The sequence below is a fragment of the Fontibacillus phaseoli genome, from assembly GCF_003337355.1.
Lineage (GTDB): Bacteria > Bacillota > Bacilli > Paenibacillales > Paenibacillaceae > Fontibacillus > Fontibacillus phaseoli.
Genome location: NZ_QPJW01000004.1, coordinates 223,150 through 241,284, shown reverse-complemented (window position 1 = coordinate 241,284; position 18,135 = coordinate 223,150). Strand labels below are relative to the sequence as shown.

The following is an 18,135-nucleotide window of genomic DNA, read 5'->3' as shown; positions in this document are numbered from 1 at the left end:
CGGTATAGGGCTTTCAAATCTGATTACATGTTTTCATAGGTCCTTATTCCAATTTTTCGTAAATAGTATTTTATTTTTAGCTAGTTGTAAAACGGTTCTATCTGAAATTAACTTCCCTGTCTCTTTCTTATAGGAATTTACTTTATCTATCGCTATAAAAATTTGTTTGTTGCTCTTGTTATAAATCTCCACAATATTTTCGAGTGCATTATTCTCAATATTTTTCATGAGAGGTAAGTCGTGTACTAGTGCAGGCAAACATGTCAGTTCCAAAAGAGCTATATCAAAAGTAATTAAGTTGGCAAAAGCAGTGCCAGTACCAGTATCTCCAAAGGTATTAAATGAGTACCTCTCCCCTTGAATAGATAGCACTGGAGCGCGTCTGTTGTCTGAATAAATTTCTTTATTTAATTTAACCATTTGAATGTTAATTTGACTGCATATTTCAGTCAAGATTGCTTCTCTGTATGTATCCAAGTTTTCTTTTGCAGTTTTCATCGAACTTTCAATAGTTTTCTTCTTTGCATAAAATCCATTTTCATCAGTAAGTTGTTTGATTTTTGATGCAACTTCTACAACCTTTTCAACCGTATATTTAGGCGCATTTTTAATGCTAAGTTTTTCTTTGATAAGCTTATCGATATCTGCAATTTCATTATTCAGTATAGATAATTGCGTATTAATCTCTTTTGCAGTATTTTTAAGTTCGTCTTTCAAGATAGAAGTAATTGATGAGTGAAAATTATCAACCATTATCACACGCTCAACATTAAAGTTGGGAAAATACTCAATCAGTTGTTCCAATTCTGACTTTGCATTTATATTTTTATTCTCAATGTTTGTTAATGTTCTTTTCAAACGACTTTCAAATACATTCTTTTGTGTGACTAAGCTGCTTTTTTTCTTTTTAAGGTCAAGAATATCCTTTGAGACAAGTGCTTCAATATTTAATGCAGCGCTGACTATACTCTCCTTTAATTTTGTCAGTTCATCATTAAGCAATTCGATTTTTTTCTCATTTTGTCCGAAAAGACTTTTGCTAATATTAGGTATTAATTCTTTTTTTGCAGCTGCAGCTAAGACTGTCTTCTCCTCAGATAACTTGGTAATTTGTTTTTCAAATCCAGCAATTTCACTATATTTATTGAAAAGCTTTACCAATGCAACAACAGAGTCCTTTTGTCGTTCTTTTTCAAAATATTGGATCGGCTTTCTTTCATTTAGATTTTCTTTCCCGTAGATTCTGAAGTATCTTCCAACAATATTTCGAAATGATAATTCTTCAATTTGACATTTATACTTCTCCTGAAGAAACTTGGTATATGCTTCAATTTTAATATTAGTTTGAGCTTGAAAATTTTCATCGCATACTGTTACAAACTTGTAATCAGAAGTAGTACGATAAAAGAAGTATTCATTCTCATCAAAAATAAACGAAAACTTAAACACGTGATGACCTAAGTTGTCGACAGCATCATGGTTTTTCTTGATATAATCATCGCCACCAAAAATAAAATCTATAATCATTAGCATTGTAGACTTACCAATAGAGTTTGAGGCAATTTCATCACCAGCTATAACATTCAAGCCTTTATGAAAAACCACGCGCTGTTCAACAAATTTATCACAAATGATTTGCTTTAACATATCGAATCACCTTCAGTTCCTCATCAATTTCTATTTTTCCAAGAGCAAATAAAACGTCTAATGCTAATATAAATTGGTTAACATCTTCAAATTTGTGAGATGTTTTTTCAAACAGACTTTCTACACTGTCATCTGTTACACTTAGAATCTCCAATATATAAACTAGTTTAGATATGACGCTATCTTTAAATGGTATTAGCTTATTAGGAAGTATCAAGAAAACACCTCACAGTCTTGAACAAAAAAAGCAATCACTATTTCACATGCTCTTCTAGAACAATGGTCTGTCTTTTCATCTAACCATTTTACAAGCGCATTATATATGTATTCTTGATTGGTATCTGTTTGCATGCACTTCCAATAAAAACTTTTAACTTGCGATGCAAGAGTATCAAACTTATGTGGAGTAACTTGATCCATGGTCACAAATATATTTCTGATGAAATCGAAGTAATCAACTGCGTCATTTTTTATCTTTCGTTTAAGAATGAACGGAAGCGAATCATTTGTTTTCTCATCGATTTTTAAAGACTCATAACTTAGAGTGGTGATATCCCCATCAATAGTTTGCAGTTTTTCTAATACTACAACAATTTCTGATTCAATATTGAACAAGTAATACGTACTTCTGAGTTGGGCATCTAGCAAAAGTCCTTTTTTTAATTTCACCCATTTATTATACTCTTCAACAGTACGCGGACTGTCAAAACGACCATGACATTTTGAACAGACTGCAATTACATTTTTTATATCATTAACATCATCAGACAGCCTCTCCTCCGATTTCAACAACGCTACCTCATTAGGTAACGGATTAGCTGGATAAATATGTGCCACCTCAAAGGACTTGTATATCCTACCCTTTTTTCTATGGGTTAGCCCATCCGTGCAAATAGGACAGTAGCCATCAACTTCGTTAAATAAAAGCATTTTTTCATTATCGGTAAACAATCGTCTATTATCCTGCATATATTAATCCCACCTAAAGTCTTTAACATTGTCTGTGTTACTCTATCACTAAAATTATGTTTTTTCGTGAAACCATTGAATAGCATCTATTTTTGTGAAATACAATCGGCTCTTCGCTATACTGCGTGGATTAAGTGACATTCGCGTGGATTATAGAGCGATTTGACATGGAGCCTCTGCGGGCATGAGTACTCGCGAAAGCCGCGTAGCATAAGGACTTCGCGATGCTAACCAGCTTATCATGCCCGCCTCTCCATATAAAATCGCAGTCTATAAACCCATTTCGAGTAGCGAAGAAGCATACAATCTCTATAATGACTATCTTAAATTTAAAACGAGATAAATAACCTTGTGATTTCATAAAGTCAGTTGTATAGACCTATTCGACATAATAGGTCTAATTCCTTGTTATTGGTTGATAAAATTGAAGGATTTCCCAGATGTATGTCGAAACTCCTATATTAGTAGCATACTAACTTAAGGAGGGATAACCTTGATAAAAAAGATCATCAGCATTAAGAACACTGGTAAATTCAGATCATTCACCTCAAAAGGTGAAATGCAATTTAATAAAATGAATATTGTTTATTCAGAAAATGGAAAGGGAAAAACAACCCTTTCAAATATCCTACGTTCCTTACATGAGCAAAACTCAGAGCTTGTCATAGGTAGAAGGACCCTTGGAGCGGCTGAAGAACAATCAATAGATATTCTTGTTGATTCCACGAAGCACCAATTCAAAAACGGGAAATGGCTAAGTAAACCTGAATTTGATATTGAGATTTTTGATTCCTTATTTGTTAGTGAAAACGTCTACTCCAAATTTGTTGAACACGATCAAAAAAAGCAGCTTTATCTATTTACAGTGGGTAAAACAGGTGTTGAAAAAGCCAACAAACTTGACCAAATAGACATTGAAATCAAAAAAGCAAATCAAAACAAAAAAGAATTGGAAACTGTTATAAAAGCTGGAGTTGAGGGAGTCCTATCAATCGAAGACTTCATCGGTCTACCAAACAAAGATAACTTAGAATATGAAATAGAAGAATTCCAACGTTTATTGAACGCCCATTCAAAAGAAGCAGAACTGAAAGGAAAACCTCTGCTTTCAGAAGCTAGCCTTCCACCCTTTGATAAAATGAAATTTGAAGGCAACCTTACAGGACATAGTTTTAATGATGTTCTTGACAAAGCCGAAGAGGTAACAAAAGACCATATCAAACATAGATTAGACCAACATGGTGAGCAGTGGCTTGAATACGGTGTAAGAAAAATTACTGACGAAACTTGCCCTTTCTGCCAACAAAATATTACAAATGTTGATGTTGTTCAAGCATTTAGATCCTTTTTTAGCGATGAATACAAGAAAACAATCCAACTTATCGAGAAATTATGGATCACATTTAACGAGAAATTCAATACTGATACACTGTTTAAATTTCAGACTGACGTACATAAAAATAGTGAACTAGTGCTTTTTTGGAAGCAATATATTTCTTCCCTCATAGCAAACGATATCAATCTTGATGAAATTAACGATGTTTGGAAACAGTTCGTAACCCAAATACAAGAGCTACTTGAAGCAAAAAAACGCTCTCCATTCGAAATAGTTCCGTTAAGTGATGATGCTAATCAAAGAATCGATGGATACCTTCGAGTATTAAGCATTATCACTGAGTATAATCGTTCCGTCATTGAATTGAACAAAATAATTGATGCGCGGAGAGCTTCGATTAATCAAACAGGATTTCAAAATCTGACCGTTTCTCTCCAAAGACTAAAGAATACAAAACTCAGATATGAAATAAACAAGGTACAGGCAATCGAAGAATATATGAAACTTCTCTCGACTATTCAAACAATGAATAGTGATAAAAATAAAATACGTGATGAACTTAAAGAGTATACGGAAGAAGTATTCAATAAATACGAGAATCGAATTAATTATCACTTATCACAATGCGGAGCCAGCTTTAAAGTAGCTGATTTTAAATCAAGCTTCCTTGGCGGTAAGCCTAGCAGTAACTTTGCACTAACTATAAATAATGTGGCTGTTCAACTAGGTACGGAAAAAACTCCTCAGACAGCTGCTTCATTCCGCAATACATTGAGTGAAGGTGATAAGAGTAGTTTGGCATTCGCCTTCTTTTTAGCCAAATTAGAAACAGATCAAGATATCGATAAAAAAATCATTGTTTTTGATGATCCAATTACCAGTCTCGACAAACACAGAAAAAACTATACCGCAGATCAAGTAATCGGATATACAAGTCGAGCAAGGCAAGTGATCGTCCTTACACATGATGAATTTTTCGCAAAAATGCTTTGGGACAAATATACCGATAAAAGAACTTCATTAAGCCAGCTTTGCATCAAGCGCGAAGGCACTTCAGATAGTGCCATTGATAGTTGGAACATAGAAGAGGCAACCAGGTCTGGTTATTTCCAATGTTACTTCACACTAGCAGAATTTTTAAAAGGAACAACAAGTGATTTGAGATCTGTTGCCACGAGTATTCGTCCGTTAATTGAAGGTAATCTTAGAGTACGATTTCCGAATGATTTTCAAAGTAGTGAATGGCTAGGAGACTTCATCGGAAAAGTCAGAAATGCAACCACTGCTCCACTGGTATTAATGAAATCTGTCCATACTGAGCTTGAAAACATAAATGACTACAGTAAAAGATATCATCATGATCAAAATCCCTTTGCGCATACTGAGCTAATTAACGAAACTGAATTGGAATCATTTGTAAGGAGGACTCTTGATTTTATTAGTGGCGTGAATAATGTTCAGATTGTCTAGTCATGTTCAAAATGAAAAAGAGTTGCTTCACTGTACCTCTTTTTCATTATCTAGATAATGCAGCTATCCCAAAAACCCAATAAAATCAACACTTCCCGCCGCTTCCACTTGGGTGTGTTTCAAACCACATCACGTTAGAAATATGGTTCCGAACGGTTTTCTCGCTGATAAACAGCTGGCCCGCAATGTCGCGCGTCGTTTTATCCTGCACGAGGAGTTCGAAAACTTCCCGTTCACGATGTGTTAACAGAAATTTGCTGTTACGATCGCTGCTCTTCAAAATGCGTCACCCCTCCTTGCTCGGGTTTTATGGTTTAACAAGGTTAAGGGATACAGTCAACACATATTATGAAGAAACAGGGGCAATGGTGCCGTGAGACTCTAAAATGGGCGGCGCTATTTAAAGGCCATCGCGGCATGTACCGCCTTCTTCCACCCACCGTACAATGCTTCCCGAACCGCCGTCTCCATCCCGGGTTCAAAGCGCCGCTCCAGGCTCCACGTCCGGCAAATTTCTTCCCGGTCACTCCAATACCCTACAGCAAGCCCCGCCAGGAAGGCGGCACCCAGCGCCGTCGTCTCGCGCACAACCGGACGTTCCACCGGCACGTCGAGAATGTCGCTCTGGAAATGCATCAGGAATCCGTTGGATACAGCTCCTCCGTCCACCCTCATCTTGGAGACCGTAAACCCGGAATCCTGCTCCATCGCTCCCAGGATGTCTTTGGTCTGGTAAGCCAGGGACTCCAGCGTCGCCCGGATAAAATGCTCTTTCGTCGTGCCCCGCGTCAAGCCGAACACCGCTCCCCGGACGTCGCTGTCCCAATACGGGCTGCCCAGCCCGACAAAAGCGGGAACCACATAAACGCCCTCCGTGGAGCCGACCCGGGAGGCGTATATTTCGCTGTCCTTCGCGTCCCGGAACATGCGCAGGCCGTCCCGAAGCCACTGGATCGCCGACCCGGAGACGAAGATGCTTCCCTCCAGCGCATACTCCACTTTGCCGTTCAGTCCCCAAGCAATGGAGGTAATCAGGCCGTGCTCGGACGACACGGGGGTTTCGCCCGTATTCATCAGCATGAAGCAGCCGGTACCGTAAGTAGTCTTGACCATGCCCGGCTCGAAGCAGGTTTGGCCGAACAACGCGGCCTGCTGGTCGCCGGCGGCTCCGGCGAGCGGAACTTGTTCGCCGAAGAAATGGTAAGGTACGGTAGTGCCGTAGATTTCCGAAGACGAGCGGACTTCCGGAAGCATCGTCTTCGGTACTCTGAGCAAGCCAAGCAGTTCATCGTCCCAAGCCAGCTTATGAATATTGAACATAAGCGTCCGCGACGCATTGGAGTAGTCGGTCACATGAAGCTTGCCACCCGACAGCTTCGAGATCAGCCACGTGTCGACCGTACCGAAAAGAAGCTCTCCCCGTTCCGCGCGCTCCCGCGAACCCGGCACATGATCCAGAATCCATTTCACTTTAGTCCCGGAAAAATACGGGTCGACGAGCAGTCCGGTTTTTGACCGAAACAGATCGTTCAAGCCGGCGGCCTTTAATTCTTCGCAAATGTCCGCCGTCTGACGGGATTGCCATACGATGGCCGGATAGACCGGATTGCCGCTCTCTTTATCCCAGACGATCGTCGTTTCCCGCTGGTTCGTAATCCCGATGCCCGCAATCTGCCTAGGCTTGATGCCGGATTCGGACAGGCAGGAAGCGATCACCGCAAGAATAGACCCCCAAATCTCATTCGGGTTTTGTTCCACCCATCCGGGTTTGGGAAAATATTGCGGAAATTCGCGCTGCGCGGAATGAACGATGCTGCCTTCCCTATTGAACAAAATGGCTCTCGAGCTCGTTGTCCCCTGATCCAGGGCAAGGATGTATTTTTCCAATCACGGTTCCCCCAGTCCGTTAATGTTTGCCCGCAAAAATCATTACAGATATTACGCTTACAAATTGCTGTTTTTATAATAACTCGGCCATATAACCATACGCCACTTCCCACTGATAAAATGGTTGCAAGCGGCGTTCTTTCATCTATCGCATCTTTTATTCCGCGGTCGGATATGTCTTTTGCAAAAACTGAACGGACTGATGGATAAGTGCCTTCAAGATGTCTGCATTAATGTCCGCCACTTTATTTATATAGACGCATCCTTTTCCGGCCGTATGTTTGCCGAATTGCTCCAACAACGCTTCCCGCTCGGTATCGCCTGTCGCAAAATACAGGCTGATCTTCGCCTTGCGGGGCGAGAAACCGACCAGCGGTGCGTCCCCCTCGTGTCCGGTTGCGTATTTGTAATGGTAGGAACCGAATCCGATGATGCTGGGTCCCCACATTTTCGGCGGAAATCCTGTCGTCTCGCTGAATAAGTCCAGCAGATTATAAGCATCTTCACGCTTGGCCAATGAACTTACGTTCTCGATGAACTCGATCACGCTGTTGTCAGTTTCTTTTGTTTTTTGTTCATACATCAGCGAAAACACTCCTTTAATTTAATAAATATCACCGTATCTTTATAAAAAGAAGCCTGCCGGATCCGGCAAGCTCTTTCCCTACTTCCCTCAAAAATCTTCTTACGCTTCTGCATGCGGAGCGTCATTTTGCGCAAACTTTTCGATGACACCGATCAACACGTCCAACTCGTGGGGAGTCAGATCGGAGAAATAAGATCTTAAAACTTTGCGCGACCGGGCACCGGCCTCTTTGTAAACCTCAGCGCCAAGCTCGGTGACCGACAGCAGCACCGCCCGGCGATCCTGTTCATCATGCCGCCGCTCGATGTAACCGCTTTGGACCAGGCGATCGGCCATGACGGTGATCGCGCTTGGTTTAACCTCCAGCTTGTCCGATAAATAACTGACATTGCAGGAAGTTTTTTTGGCGATTAAAGCCAGCATATGAAATTGTGGTCCGGTTAAGCCGAGCTCACGGTGTTGCATGATCTCGCTCTGCATTTTGCGGAACGTTTTGGACCATGCGTTCAGAAGCCGGTCGATATAATCATCAAGATTGTAATCCACGACAACCCACCTCTACGGATCTTTGTTGCTTACACCTAGTGTAGTATGTACCTATCGAAATGACAAGGATTCTCTCCGTGACAAAATCTCTTGCTTTCGAAGGTGGAATCCCTTATGATGAAATAAAAATTATTTTCATTATTTTTAATGTTATTTTAGAAATTATTTTCGTCAAATAGATGAGGTGATTCGTTAATGACTCCTATCTTACATGCGCTCACGAGCAACCTGGAGGCCCTTCCGCCCCAGGAGCGACGGCTCGCCGAATATATTTTGAAGACCCCAGCCTCCGTAGTGCATCTTGGCATAACCGAACTTGCCTACACTTGCGGGATCAGTCCCTCCACGGTAACGCGGTTCTGCAAAACTTTTCACTTTAAAGGTTTCCCCGATTTTAAAATGAAGTTGGCCGGCGAACTTGCCCATAAGCCTTCGGAAAGCCAGTATCAGGACGTCATTGCCGGCAATGATCTTCATAAAATCGTACAGGCCATGGAAGCCAACCACCTGGCCTCGATTACGGACACCACGCGTCTGCTGGATATGAACGAACTTCGCCGGGCAGTCGATGCCCTTTGCAAGGCAGGGCGCATTGACCTGTACGGCGTGGCGACTTCCTCCATTATCGCCCAGGACTTCTATCAGAAATTGATCCGGATTGGAAAAAATTGCACGGCCTTTGCCGACTCCCACATGCAGATCACTTCCGCATCCTCGCTGGGAGAAGGCGATGTCGCCTTGGCCATATCCTACAGCGGTGAAACGCCGGAAACGATCGATGCGCTCCGGTGCGCCAAGGACAGCGGGGCCGTCACGATCTCCTTGACCCAATACGGAAGCAACGGGCTCGCCACACTGGCCGACATATCCCTATTCTCCTCATCTCTCGAAGAAGGTATGCGCCGGGGCGACATGGCTTCCCGGATCGCGCAGCTGCATGTGATCGATATTTTATTTACGGGCATGGTAAGTATGGAGTTCGAGGATTTTATCCCTAAGCTGGAAAGCTCATATCAGAATGTTCAGATATACAGAAAACAAAGGGAGGGCAACAAGCATGCTTAACATTATCAAAGTAAAGGGCGAACAATTGTTTAACGAAACCGGAGCCGGCATTATCGCCAGCCTCCTCCAGTCCAATCCCCGGGCTGTCCTGGGATTGGCCACCGGCAGCACCCCCGTCGGCGTATACCAGAAACTGATCGAACTGTACCGTGATGGTGTCGTCAGCTTCAAGCAAGCCAGCAGTTATAATTTAGATGAATATATCGGTCTGGCCGAGGATCACCCGGAAAGCTACCGGAGATTCATGAACGAGAAACTGTTCAACCATATCGATATTCCGCTGGAAAGCACTCATGTTCCTGCCGGCAACACGGGAGATCCGACCCAGGCCGCGACCGACTACACCCGGTTGCTGGAAAAGGCAGGCCAACTCGATCTGCAACTGCTTGGACTCGGCCATAACGGCCATATCGGTTTCAACGAACCGGGCGAGGAACTGCAAGGCCCTACCCACATCGTGGAACTGGATGAACGGACGCGCCAGGCAAATGCGCGATTCTTCCCTTCGATCGAAGAGGTACCTACCCATGCCATTACAATGGGTATCGGCTCTATTTTGCAAGCCAAGCAAATCCTGCTCATGGCCAAAGGGGAAGACAAAGCCGAAATCGTCGCGCGGGCGCTCAAGGGACCGATCACAACCAAATGTCCGGCTTCGTTCCTGCAGACCCATCCCAACGTTGTCGTTGTACTTGATCAAGCCGCAGGAGGACTGATCTGATGAACAAGACCTCATTTCATATCATTCATGCCGATGTCGTTACGCCTCGCGGCATTTTTCATGACGGAGCGGTCGCGGTTCGTGACGGTTTCATCACTTACGTCGGATCAACTGCCGGAATTCCCGCCGATGATGAGAATGCCGTTGAAGTTATCGACGCAGGGGGAGCCTATGTGCTGCCCGGCTTTATAGACGTCCATGTGCATGGAGGAATGCTGGAGGACTTCTCCGAACCGAGCAAGAAAGCTTTCGATGCGATCACCAAGCTGCACTGTAGCCAGGGAACAACCTCGATGCTGGCCACGACGATGACGCTGCCGAAAGACGTAATTGATACGGTATTGGAAGAGGTACACAGCTATATCAACAACGATATGCCTTATGCCAAATTAGCGGGCGTGCATCTAGAAGGGCCGTTCATCAGTCCGAAATGGCCAGGTGCGCAAAATCCGGCCCATATCGTGCCGCCGAACCGCAGCTGGGTGGAAGCCTGGGAGGAACAGTATCCCGGGCTCATCAAGCAGGTAACCTTTGCGCCGGAACGTGAAGGGGCGCACGAATTGATCAAGTTCCTGCGCGAGAAAGGCATCGTGGCCGCAGCGGGCCATACGGATGCAACCTATGAAGAAATCATGGCGGCTGTGGAAGTCGGTCTGCACCATGCGGTGCATACGTTTAATGCCATGACTCCGCTCCATCACCGGAAACCGGGCACGGCAGGCGCAATTCTCAGCTCCCCGGCAATCAGCGGCGAAATCATTGCGGACGGTATCCATGTACACAAAGCGGGTATTCAATTGCTTGCCAGCGTCAAAACCAATCACAATCTGATTCTGATTACGGACGCCATGTCGGCGGCAGGTCTCGGAAACGGGGAATACAAACTTGGCGACCTTCCCGTCATCGTGAAAGACAATGTCTGCACCTTGAAAGAAAGCGAAGGGACTCTGGCCGGCAGTACGTTGACCATGATTCGCGGCTTCCGTCATCTCGTTCGGGAAATCGGCTTAAGCATAGAACAAGCCTCGAAGGCGGCAAGCCTTAATCCGGCCAAGCTGATCCGCATCGACCACCTTACGGGCACCGTCGAAACCGGAAAGCAGGCCGATCTGCTTCTGATTGACCGGGAGGATCTCGAACTGCAAAAAGTTTGGGTGGAAGGACGTTTGTTTCAAGATTAACAAGCAGCGAACTTATGTAACTACAACAAGCGTGGTCCTTCAAGGATAATTTCCTTGTCGGCCACGCTTGTTCCAATTTCAGATGATTATCGGGAAACGCCGCCGGTATAACCGTCCGTGTTGATTCCGGAACGATCCATGGTTCCGTTGTTCAACCCGTTGGGTCTCGTTGGAGCGTACCCGTTCGGGCCGGGCATCGTGCCGGCACGAGCCGGGAATATGCGTTGGATCATATTTTGAAAATCGGCAATGAATCCGTTCAGGGTGGCCCCGCCGCGGGACTGGGTCGCATAATTGCCGACCTGGCTCACAAAATCGGAATTCCCGGATACATATACGTTACGGATATGTGGAGCCGTCTTTTTCACCACATCGGAAACCTGGTCTTTCACGCGTTGCGGAACGTTGTCTGTAACGCTTCCCGCTCCCGTCCCGTTCCCCAGTCCATTAAAGGTTCCGGTACCCGTCATTCTAGGGCTTCCCGGAGCCGTTGCGGTTCCGGATAATCCTGCTCCCATATCCGTTCCTATCCCTCTACGGCCGTTGTCGCCATTAAATCCGCGCAGCCCCATATCATTGCCCATCAGCCCGTTCCCCGTGTTCCGCCCGTTTGCGGGACCGTTCCCCCGGTTCATGTCGAACAGGCTTCCCGCCGTGCCGGAACGTCCCGTCAATCCGCGGGCCAAGCCGTTGTCCCCCGCACCGCGCGTTCCGTAATCGGCTCCATAAGGTCCTCCATAATTCGTGGTACCGCGGTTCGTAGTCGTCCCCGTCGACATTTCCGACATCCTGGACTGGGCATTCGCGCCATGAAGCGTCAACGCCACATAAGCATCCCGGTCGGTAACCACCACATGGGCCGCCTGAACATCACTCAATCCGGCCACCTTGTTGCTCAAAGCCGGGCTGTATTTCAGGGAGGTGATCCGCTCGCTTTGTCCGTTGCCGGCGCTGCGCGAAAACATCCGGTTCCCCTGAGGAAGCGAATTCACGTCATAATTGCGACCATCGTTATTCCGCAAGCTTTGCGTCCGTACGTTATTGTTATCCGTACGGGCTCCGCAGCCTGTCATCCCGACCATTCCGGCAATCATTGCAGCGGATAATGACAAACTGACGAATTTGGCTACTCGCATGTAGTCATCCCCTATCCATTTTATAATTTTATGATGATCAGGAATTAGGATGGCCCGCTGCTCGCCTCGGAATACAGGTAAACTTAACCGAAAACGTCTAACGTCCAGTACCAAAGGTACAGCCCATTCATACGATAAGTATTATGCGTTCTTTTGGGGAGGCAGCTGAATTGAAGACAGTCGTCGTTACAGGCGGTGCGGGGTTTATCGGCTCTCATCTTGTAAACCGTTTAGTCCGTCAAAATATGCAGGTTCATGTCATTGATAATTTAAGTACAGGACGCATGGAAAATGTGCCGCTGCAGGCTACGCTCCATATAGAAGATGTCCGAAGCGAACATGCCCGGAATATCATTATGGATGCCAAACCGGATACGCTGATTCACCTTGCGGCCCAGGCCGATGTCCAACAGTCGGTCGCCGACCCCTTTTTTGACATGCAAGTTAATGTCAGCGGCACTTTGAATATGCTTGAAGCCTGTCGCATGTCCAACGTCCGGAAATTTATTTTTGCTTCCACCTCCGGGGTTTACGGCGATTTGCAAAAAGAAGTGCTGACCGAACTCGATCCCGTCAAACCGATTTCCTTTTACGCATTATCCAAAATGACCGCCGAGCACTATATCCGCATGTATGACAAGTTTTACAATATCCCTTACACGATTCTGCGTTTCGCCAACGTCTATGGCCCTGGTCAAACCGTAAAGGGAGAAGGCGGCGTAATTTCTATTTTCATGGATAAAGTCAGCAACAATCTTTCGCTTCCGGTGAATGGGGACGGGGAACAAACCCGTGATTTCGTCTATGTAAAAGATGTCGGGGAAGCTATTGTAGCCGCCGTCGATCATGGAAACCGGGACACCATTCATGTCAGCACAGGCATCAAAACCTCGCTCAATCAATTGATTGGGCTGCTCGCCAGCTTGCACCCAAAGCAAGTTGATGTCGTGTACCAGCCTCCCAGACCGGGGGATATCATGCACAGCTGTCTCTCCAACCTGAAAGCCCGCAACCATTTGCACTGGAAACCGGTTTACTCCATCCAACAGGGACTTGCCGAAACCTACCGGTATGGGCAAGCAAACTAATTCTCCGTTCTCCCATAGACTATTCAATAACATAAAAAGAAGCTGGCCATCCATACCCGATGGATTCAGCTTCTTTTTATGGCAAAGAAAAGGTTCATTCATCATGATTGTAAATCCCCCGGTGTTATGATTTAAGCCAGCGGATAAACCGATCCCTGTAAAGAATAAGGTCCGGAGATGATCGCCCTGCTGTCACATGAGCACGCCGTCAGATAATAATGCTGGACGGGATAGACTCCGGTATCGGCGGTTTTTTCCATCGTGTAGCCTTTTTCGATACAAGTTTCCAACTTCCAATAAATGACCGGCCCATCCGCAGCATCTTTGCGGATTCTGAGTTCGATTTCCCCCGATTCCCACTGAATCGGCTTCTCCCAACCGACATCCAGCCTGAGTTCCAGACGGTCTCCTGGAGAAATGCTCATTAGACTCACCGAGGTTAATATGACCTCTTCCTTACCCACCAAAAAAGGAGTAAATGTCCCTGCCGCCGTACCCACCTTATGGATATATTTCATCGCATGCCTCTCCTTTCCTATAAAATTTGATTCAGCATGCCTATAAAGTTCCGGCAATACACATCGGCATTAAATTCCGTCTGAACGTGCAGCAGCGCGGCAGCCTGAATGTTCTTGCGCAAATCGGTATGCTCAATCAATTCTTTGGCTTCACGGACCGCATGCTCGATATCTCCAAGGTTATAATTCTTGCCCGTGATATTGTGGACGACCGAAGACGACACCCCGTCGCAATTGGTTGCCAGCACCGGACATCTGCAACTCATCGCTTCCAATATGGCGAGCGGCGCTCCCTCCATTTTAGAGGTGGAACACAAGAAGCCGCCGGAATCCCCGATCATCGAGAAATGGGCCATCATGTTCTCGTTCGGCACATTGGAACGCAAGGTTAGCCGGAAGTCCAAATGCAGGTCCTTAACTACCTTTATGAACTGCTTTCTTTCGGTCGCATTGGATAAATTGATGTCCTCAAACATCCAAAGCCGGAGATTCGGGTAAAAATAGCTCAATGCATGCCCGATGTAAAGGTACTCCCGCCAATTTTTGTTGTCCTCAATTCTTCCCAGCCAGGCCATGATCGGCGACCCCGGTATAACTTCTTCCTGTTTCAGATATTTAAACTTGCCGAAATCAAAGCAATTGTTAAATTGAAAATGCGGAATTTCAGGATACATTTCCTGAAATAAAGAGGCAATATGCGGGGTGTTCGGGTTCAGCAAGGCGGACGCATAAGCCTTAACATACGGTTCGGCATACATTAACTGAGTGCGGGCCACTTTCTCAGGCCCGTATCCTTGAATTTCGAGAATCATTTTTCCTTCGTAACCGAGCCTCCGGAAACGCTCAAAGCAGGTATGATCCGTCGTCACGACCACGAAATCGTATTTCCGGGAGTGCAAAATATGCCGGGTTTCATCATCGTCGCGCGTAACGTAAACGGGGAAATCCTCCAAATTTTGCAGCCCCGCACCCCAGTCGTAGTACAGACATTCGGCCTGAACTCCGTAACGGCGCAAAGCCAGGCAGCGCTGACGGTTTAAGCTATGCACTCCTCCGCTCGGAATATAAAATACGAATAGCACATTCACCGTCCTCACCCTCCACCGATCAATAATCTCGAATTGCGTCCTCCTGCGTGAACAAGGCAACATGCTGTTCCTGATTCCAGGCCTTCAATGTCAGTCCTGTAGTCATATAAGTAGAGGCATTGGTTACGACAAGCAGATCGAACGGAGCGTAATCGGTATTGATTCGGGGAATGGAAACCGTTGATCCTTGCCCCAAATGATGCAATCCCCTATAAATCAGCCCTTTCGGAGCATAACCAAGCAAAAGAAACTCAAAGCTATCTCTTCCGAGATTGGACAATTCCAAATCGAGCGATTGAATGTAGCGTGAATCGACTTTTCCGTTTTCCATGGATTTTATACGCAAAATAGACATGTCAATCCTCCCGCAGAGTAAGTCTTTTGTGTCATGATATGCTTTTCCCATCCAAAAGTACGGGCTTGCAGGAAGAAAAGTAACGCGGAGAATGATGTTGTCGGGCAAAACTAAAGGACCTTCTGTAGGAAGATCCCTGATTTTTGTTTTTCATTTTCGGTTACACGCGGGTTGCCAAGCTTCATGGACGAGTGCGTTCCAATACCTGCAAATCCGGCAATTGATAGTCTCTGGGTAAATTAGCGAATATTTGGTTCCATACGGAATATTCAACCATCAACTCGGGTTGCGTAGCCTGGATGGCAAAAATCCGGTTATACAAATCACCGGGCACTTGAACCGGCACCTTGGGTTGCTCCTCCACAGTTGTTATCCTCCTAAAAAGGGTTATAAACAGCCAATCGATAAATGGAAAGCAAACGATGGATCATGGTACCCATCGACCAGTGAACGTTTCCCCATGTTTGCGCATTACTTCCAAGTTGCTTACGCAAGGAGTCATCTTCCAGCAAATTGTTCAACTGCTGAGCCAGAGCAACCGGGTCGTTTACCGGGGAAACGAGCCCCGTCACTCCGTGCTCGACCATTTCCGGCAAGCCGCCCGCCGAGGATACGCAAACCGCCAGTCCGGCGATTTGGGCCTCCATCACCGAAAACGGCTGGTTATCCTGGATGCAGGAGTGCACAAAAATATCGGCGAGGGTCAACAGAGCCGGCACGTCGTCGCGCTCTCCCAAGAATAGAACCTCATTCTCAAGCAATAATCCGGCGGCCTGACTCTCCAGATCCCGGCGCTTTTCTCCATCCCCCACGATCCAGCAGACCCAATCCTGACGCTTGAATTTTAACAAGCCGAGCGCGGAGATCAGTACATCGATGCCTTTTACCGCCACAAGACGAGCCGGAAAAATGATGACTTTCTTGTCCGAAGGGCGCTGAATCGTGGTCCCCTTGGCAGCCTTTCCCCAAAACTCCCCGGTATCCAAGCCGTACTGGAATACGGCGATCTTGGACGCGGGTACCTGAAACTCATGAATTAGCATATTCCGCTGCATATGATTGGCGGTAATCGTCAAATCGCCGGCCGACGCCCCGTAATATTCAGTGGAATCGAAATATTTCCAGGCTGGCGAATGCTCGTCGATATTCAATTCCGGATGGCTCCGGAAATGATTCTTGAGCTCGGTCGCCACCGATCCGTGGAGATGGGCAATTAAAGGAATATGCGCAGGCTTCACCCTGCTCAAGGCTCTGGCGGAGAATATATCCTGCGTATGAATCACGTCATAGCTTTCCAGCCCGAAATAGGCTGCCGCCAGTTCCATCATATAGCGGTCCCGCTCGTAATAATCGATGAGATGGTCGCCATGGAGCAAGGGAGCATGCTCCGCATCCAACTTTACGGCCAGCAAAGGTCTAAGTTCCTCCTTGGAAAGTTCAACCCCCCGGTTCCAAATATGAAACTTGCTGTAGTCCGGACTGTTTCCCAGCATATCGACTTCATGCCCGAGCGCTTCAAGCTGTTGCTTGATTTGCACCATAAATTTCCACACCCCGCCGACATGCGGAATCAGCCAATAGGTCGCAAGCAAGATTCTCATGCTATCTCCTTCCCAGGGCGATCCGTCAATCCCGGCGGAAAGCACTGTTGAAAATCTTAACGATATTAAAGTATATTAGCCGTTCAAGTCACCGGTCACGATATATGCCCGGTAAACAGGCAAAAAAGCAAGAGGAAGTTCCCCTTGCTTAAAACCATGAATCGCGATGTCAGGCTTCGAAACCTGCCTCCCTTTATCCCTGGATTGTCGACAATAAAACCGGCGCCGGATAACCGGCGCCAGCTTGAGGAGGAATCGCTATGGGGTTAGTTCGATAACGGATTAAACTGCAGGATCGGAGTAAGCGGCGGCGATCAGGGCTTCCGGACCTACGCGAGTCGGAGTAGCGGTGGTGACGTCAACGGAAACGACGGCTTGGTATATAAGGAATCCGTCCGGATTCGGCGGATGGTAATCCGCGCCGGTAATAGTGAAAGCGAAAGTCCCGCCTTCTCCGGAAATATTCGGATATCCTTCGGTAACGGTGTAAATAGGCACGGTTCCCAACGACGAAATGCGGTTAATCGTAATGGTTACATCCGTAGGGGTCGAGGACGTCACTGAAATGGTCACCATTGCGGAAAACTGGATTTCCAGATCCGTTCCTGCCGCAGCGGTATTCAACCCCAGCGTACCAAACACGGCCGGCGTGGTAGTTACCGCTGTGCCGCCCAGCGAGTTGACGGCTACTTTACTGTCAAGGTATTGAGTTGGCATTTACAATCTACCTCCTTTCTTAATGCTATAATATGCAACGTGCTGGATGATGCATGGACGAACAGTCGTTTATATGAAAAGAGGCGACAGTTTAAATTGGAAGAATAGAACCTTATAACGGTGGCGAAAGGATCGCCGGGACTTTGATTCCCGGCGATCCTTTCGGTTCGGGACGGCCTTAAGCAGGTTCCGGTTCTTCGGAATAAGCCGCGGCCTGGAAGCTT

At 46.2% G+C, this 18,135-nt stretch carries 19 protein-coding genes; 5 read left to right on the top strand and 14 right to left on the bottom strand.

The features are described 5' to 3' along the window. Window positions 1–33: 33 nt before the first annotated feature. Genes DFP94_RS13790 through DFP94_RS13780 form a run of 3 tightly spaced genes read right to left on the bottom strand, consistent with a single transcriptional unit; the run spans window position 34 to window position 2,616 of the window. Window positions 34–1,647, bottom strand: coding sequence for a DUF2326 domain-containing protein (locus tag DFP94_RS13790; protein ID WP_114497044.1), 1,614 nt, complete (start codon window positions 1,645–1,647; stop codon window positions 34–36). Then, window positions 1,625–1,864, bottom strand: a complete 240-nt coding sequence (locus tag DFP94_RS26420) for an ABC-three component system middle component 7 (RefSeq protein ID WP_114497043.1) — start codon at window positions 1,862–1,864, stop codon at window positions 1,625–1,627. Before DFP94_RS26420 ends, DFP94_RS13790 begins: the two co-directional genes overlap by 23 nt. Beyond that, complete coding sequence (locus DFP94_RS13780; protein ID WP_114497042.1) at window positions 1,861–2,616, bottom strand: ABC-three component system protein; 756 nt, start codon at window positions 2,614–2,616, stop codon at window positions 1,861–1,863. The genes DFP94_RS26420 and DFP94_RS13780 overlap by 4 nt, the downstream gene beginning before the upstream one ends. Window positions 2,617–3,109: 493 nt before the next feature. On the opposite strand from DFP94_RS13780, the gene DFP94_RS13775 reads away from it, so the two are divergent. Continuing rightward, on the top strand, window positions 3,110–5,422 hold the full coding sequence (locus DFP94_RS13775) for an AAA family ATPase (RefSeq protein WP_114497041.1): 2,313 nt from the start codon (window positions 3,110–3,112) through the stop codon (window positions 5,420–5,422). Between the two features lie 85 nt (window positions 5,423–5,507). Here DFP94_RS13775 and DFP94_RS13770 read toward each other — a convergent pair whose 3' ends face one another. The 4 genes from DFP94_RS13770 to DFP94_RS13755 form a co-directional block, all read right to left on the bottom strand. Continuing rightward, window positions 5,508–5,702, bottom strand: a complete 195-nt coding sequence (locus DFP94_RS13770) for a helix-turn-helix domain-containing protein (protein WP_114497040.1) — start codon at window positions 5,700–5,702, stop codon at window positions 5,508–5,510. Between the two features lie 116 nt (window positions 5,703–5,818). Continuing rightward, a complete protein-coding gene (gene glpK, locus DFP94_RS13765) occupies window positions 5,819–7,309 on the bottom strand; it encodes a glycerol kinase GlpK (protein WP_114497039.1) in 1,491 nt (496 codons plus the stop codon). Window positions 7,310–7,466: 157 nt separating this feature from the next. Beyond that, entirely contained in the window at window positions 7,467–7,892 is a 426-nt protein-coding gene (locus DFP94_RS13760; RefSeq protein ID WP_114497038.1) for a DUF1801 domain-containing protein, read from the bottom strand. A 102-nt stretch (window positions 7,893–7,994) separates the two neighbouring features. Further along, a complete protein-coding gene (locus DFP94_RS13755; RefSeq protein ID WP_114497037.1) occupies window positions 7,995–8,441 on the bottom strand; it encodes a MarR family winged helix-turn-helix transcriptional regulator in 447 nt (148 codons plus the stop codon). Between the two features lie 195 nt (window positions 8,442–8,636). On the opposite strand from DFP94_RS13755, the gene DFP94_RS13750 reads away from it, so the two are divergent. The 3 genes from DFP94_RS13750 to nagA are packed head-to-tail and all read left to right on the top strand — an operon-like array spanning window position 8,637 to window position 11,408. Beyond that, window positions 8,637–9,506: a MurR/RpiR family transcriptional regulator gene (locus tag DFP94_RS13750; RefSeq protein WP_114497036.1), complete on the top strand. Its 870-nt coding sequence runs from the start codon at window positions 8,637–8,639 to the stop codon at window positions 9,504–9,506. Continuing rightward, the gene (nagB, locus tag DFP94_RS13745; RefSeq protein ID WP_114497035.1) at window positions 9,499–10,227 is read left to right on the top strand and encodes a glucosamine-6-phosphate deaminase; all 729 of its coding nucleotides are present in this window, start codon (window positions 9,499–9,501) and stop codon (window positions 10,225–10,227) included. Before DFP94_RS13750 ends, nagB begins: the two co-directional genes overlap by 8 nt. Further along, window positions 10,227–11,408 carry an N-acetylglucosamine-6-phosphate deacetylase gene (gene nagA, locus DFP94_RS13740; RefSeq protein WP_114497034.1) on the top strand — a complete coding sequence of 394 codons (1,182 nt, stop codon included), beginning with the start codon at window positions 10,227–10,229 and terminating at the stop codon, window positions 11,406–11,408. Before nagB ends, nagA begins: the two co-directional genes overlap by 1 nt. A gap of 86 nt (window positions 11,409–11,494) precedes the next feature. Here the strand turns inward: nagA and DFP94_RS13735 are convergent, their stop codons facing one another. Continuing rightward, window positions 11,495–12,544, bottom strand: a complete 1,050-nt coding sequence (locus tag DFP94_RS13735) for a YhcN/YlaJ family sporulation lipoprotein (RefSeq protein ID WP_114497033.1) — start codon at window positions 12,542–12,544, stop codon at window positions 11,495–11,497. Between the two features lie 170 nt (window positions 12,545–12,714). Here DFP94_RS13735 and DFP94_RS13730 point away from each other — a divergent pair, with 170 nt between their 5' ends. Continuing rightward, window positions 12,715–13,632 carry an NAD-dependent epimerase/dehydratase family protein gene (locus DFP94_RS13730; protein WP_245954812.1) on the top strand — a complete coding sequence of 306 codons (918 nt, stop codon included), beginning with the start codon at window positions 12,715–12,717 and terminating at the stop codon, window positions 13,630–13,632. Between the two features lie 131 nt (window positions 13,633–13,763). Here DFP94_RS13730 and DFP94_RS13725 read toward each other — a convergent pair whose 3' ends face one another. The 6 genes from DFP94_RS13725 to DFP94_RS13700 form a co-directional block, all read right to left on the bottom strand. Then, window positions 13,764–14,150 carry a hypothetical protein gene (locus DFP94_RS13725; RefSeq protein WP_114497031.1) on the bottom strand — a complete coding sequence of 129 codons (387 nt, stop codon included), beginning with the start codon at window positions 14,148–14,150 and terminating at the stop codon, window positions 13,764–13,766. Window positions 14,151–14,167: 17 nt separating this feature from the next. After that, a complete protein-coding gene (locus DFP94_RS13720) occupies window positions 14,168–15,238 on the bottom strand; it encodes a glycosyltransferase family 4 protein (protein ID WP_114497030.1) in 1,071 nt (356 codons plus the stop codon). A 19-nt stretch (window positions 15,239–15,257) separates the two neighbouring features. Further along, a complete protein-coding gene (locus tag DFP94_RS13715) occupies window positions 15,258–15,593 on the bottom strand; it encodes a hypothetical protein (protein ID WP_114497029.1) in 336 nt (111 codons plus the stop codon). A 181-nt stretch (window positions 15,594–15,774) separates the two neighbouring features. Beyond that, window positions 15,775–15,957, bottom strand: a complete 183-nt coding sequence (locus tag DFP94_RS13710) for a hypothetical protein (protein ID WP_114497028.1) — start codon at window positions 15,955–15,957, stop codon at window positions 15,775–15,777. 13 nt (window positions 15,958–15,970) lie between these two features. After that, window positions 15,971–17,194: a glycosyltransferase family 4 protein gene (locus DFP94_RS13705; RefSeq protein WP_114497027.1), complete on the bottom strand. Its 1,224-nt coding sequence runs from the start codon at window positions 17,192–17,194 to the stop codon at window positions 15,971–15,973. Between the two features lie 282 nt (window positions 17,195–17,476). Next, window positions 17,477–17,911: a hypothetical protein gene (locus DFP94_RS13700; RefSeq protein WP_114497026.1), complete on the bottom strand. Its 435-nt coding sequence runs from the start codon at window positions 17,909–17,911 to the stop codon at window positions 17,477–17,479. Window positions 17,912–18,135 lie beyond the last annotated feature (224 nt).